Genomic DNA, 2,185 nt, shown 5'->3' on the forward strand with positions numbered 1-2,185 from the left:
GGGTATATCGAGAACGGCAGAGCAATACACGGTATTGAATTTATTCACGGTGTTCTGAACGTCGGGGAGCCAATGGCAGGTCCTCTCATCCAGGAGGTAAAACGCCAATACAAAAAACAGTATGTCCGGATCATCGACGCCCCCCCGGGTACTTCCTGCCCGGTGGTGAAGACTATTGCAGACGCGGACGCTGTGGTGATGGTAACCGAACCTACTCCCTTCGGTCTCCATGACCTGAAAATCGCAGTCTCCGTGGCAAAAAACCTGGGAAAACCGATCGGGGTTGTGATTAACCGGCAAAATGGTGAATTCCCGCCTCTTGTAACATATCTATTAAAAAACAAACTGCCTGTAATTATGGTGCTACCCGAAGACAGGGAGATCGCACGCCATTACTCCATGGGGAACATTCTATTACAGACCCTTCCTATCTATATAGATCAGTTTATGGAACTTGCCGTCAACATCGGAAGGTTATTGGGGAAAACAAAATGCAGGTGGTAAGATGACACACATAAAAGAAATGGTAGTTGTAAGCGGTAAGGGGGGAACCGGAAAAACCTCCCTCACGGGAGCACTTTCCTCTCTGTTCCGGGATAAAGTAATAGCGGATTGCGATGTGGACGCTGCAAACCTCCATATGATTATCAACCCCGACGAGGTTTTACAGACAAAAGAGTTTACAGGCGGGAAGAAAGCGAAGATTGCCCCTGATCGCTGCACAAAGTGCGGTATATGCAGAGAAGTTTGTCATTATGATGCAATATCTGAAGATTTTGTGGTAGACACTGTTTCCTGTGAAGGGTGCGGGGCATGTTATTTTCTTTGCCCGGCGCAGGCAGTCGATTTCTCTCCGCGGCTCGCAGGCTATTGTTACGTCTGTAGTACCTCCGGCAATGGGCGGTTCGTCTTCGCCGAACTGCTCCCGGGAGAAGAAAATTCCGGGAAACTCGTCGCCATGGTGAGAAATGAAACACGGACACAGGCTGAGAAGACCGGGAGCAACCTCGTCCTCATCGACGGCCCTCCGGGAATAGGCTGTCCGGTCATCTCTTCCATTACGGGAACACATCTGGCAGTTGTGGTGACAGAGCCAACCCCCACGGGCATCCATGATTTGAAGCGTATCGTTGAACTGGCACACCATTTCCAGATCAAGGCGGCACTGGTGATCAACAAAAGCGATATTAACCCTCAGTATGTTCAAGAGATGAAGCAATACTGCGAGGAAAAAGGCCTCATATATCTTGGTGAAATTCCATATGAGACTCAGATTACGGAAGCACAAAAAGAAGCGAAAACCATCCTCGATTTTGCCCCTGAGTGTGTTGCAAGCAGGGCAATACAGGAAATCTATACAAAACTACAATCTATTTTGGAGGAATTATGAATTGCGATGATGTAACAACTGACGAAAAGGCTCTGAAAGAAAAACTTGACAGGATTCGCCATACCTTTATTGTCCTTTCCGGTAAAGGCGGTGTAGGAAAAAGCACAGTTGCGGTGAATCTTGCCTTAAGCCTTTCCCTGAGGGGCTTAAGGACTGGCATACTCGATGTAGACATTCACGGCCCAAGTGTTCCAAAGCTGCTTGGCCTTTCAGGAAGGAGGGTCGGCGTTATGAATGAAGAGATTATGCCTATAGAGGTGTATAGCCAGATTAAAGTCGTCTCCATGGGTTTTTTGCTTGATGGAAATGCGCAACCGGTAATCTGGAGAGGACCGATTAAAGCGAATATGATACGGCAGTTTCTCCAGAATGTTGCCTGGGGGGACCTTGATGCCCTTGTCGTAGACTGTCCCCCCGGAACGGGTGATGAACCGCTCACCATTGCACAGCTTTTGGGTGCAAAAAGCAGCGCAATCATTGTCACCACGCCGCAGGAGGTTGCAACAATCGACGTGGAGAAGTGCATCACCTTTTGCAGGCAACTCAATCTTCCCATCACAGGGATTATTGAAAATATGAGCGGGTTTATCTGCCCCCACTGCGGCAAGGAGGTGGACATATTCTCTTCAGGTGGTGGTAAAAAATTGGCGAAAAACTATGGAATACCACTTTTGGGTAGCATCCCCCTTGACCCGGATATCGTAAAGAGCGGAGATGAAGAACAGCCGTATATGTATTTTTATTCCAAAACAAAGACAGCAGAAAAATTCTATGAGATCGTTGAGCGTATTGTAT

The 2,185-nt window shown here is 47.9% G+C and carries 3 protein-coding genes; all 3 read left to right on the forward strand.

The window, feature by feature from the left end; all coding sequences use genetic code 11:
• On the forward strand, positions 1-504 hold a 504-nt coding region (locus tag NTU69_10470), incomplete at its 5' end, for a (4Fe-4S)-binding protein (protein ID MCX5803934.1).
• 1 nt (position 505) lies between these two features.
• Complete coding sequence (locus NTU69_10475; GenBank protein MCX5803935.1) at positions 506-1,390, forward strand: ATP-binding protein; 885 nt, start codon at positions 506-508, stop codon at positions 1,388-1,390.
• On the forward strand, positions 1,387-2,185 hold a 799-nt coding region (locus tag NTU69_10480), incomplete at its 3' end, for an Mrp/NBP35 family ATP-binding protein (protein MCX5803936.1). The genes NTU69_10475 and NTU69_10480, both read left to right, overlap by 4 nt.

Source organism: Pseudomonadota bacterium (assembly GCA_026388215.1).
In the GTDB taxonomy this organism is placed as follows: domain Bacteria; phylum Desulfobacterota; class Syntrophorhabdia; order Syntrophorhabdales; family Syntrophorhabdaceae; genus JAPLKF01.

What these genes read in the sequence shown, in the direction of transcription:
- NTU69_10475 (MCX5803935.1), top strand. Translation starts at nt 506, where the DNA reads ATGACACACATAAAAGAAATGGTAGTTGTAAGCGGTAAGGGGGGAACC.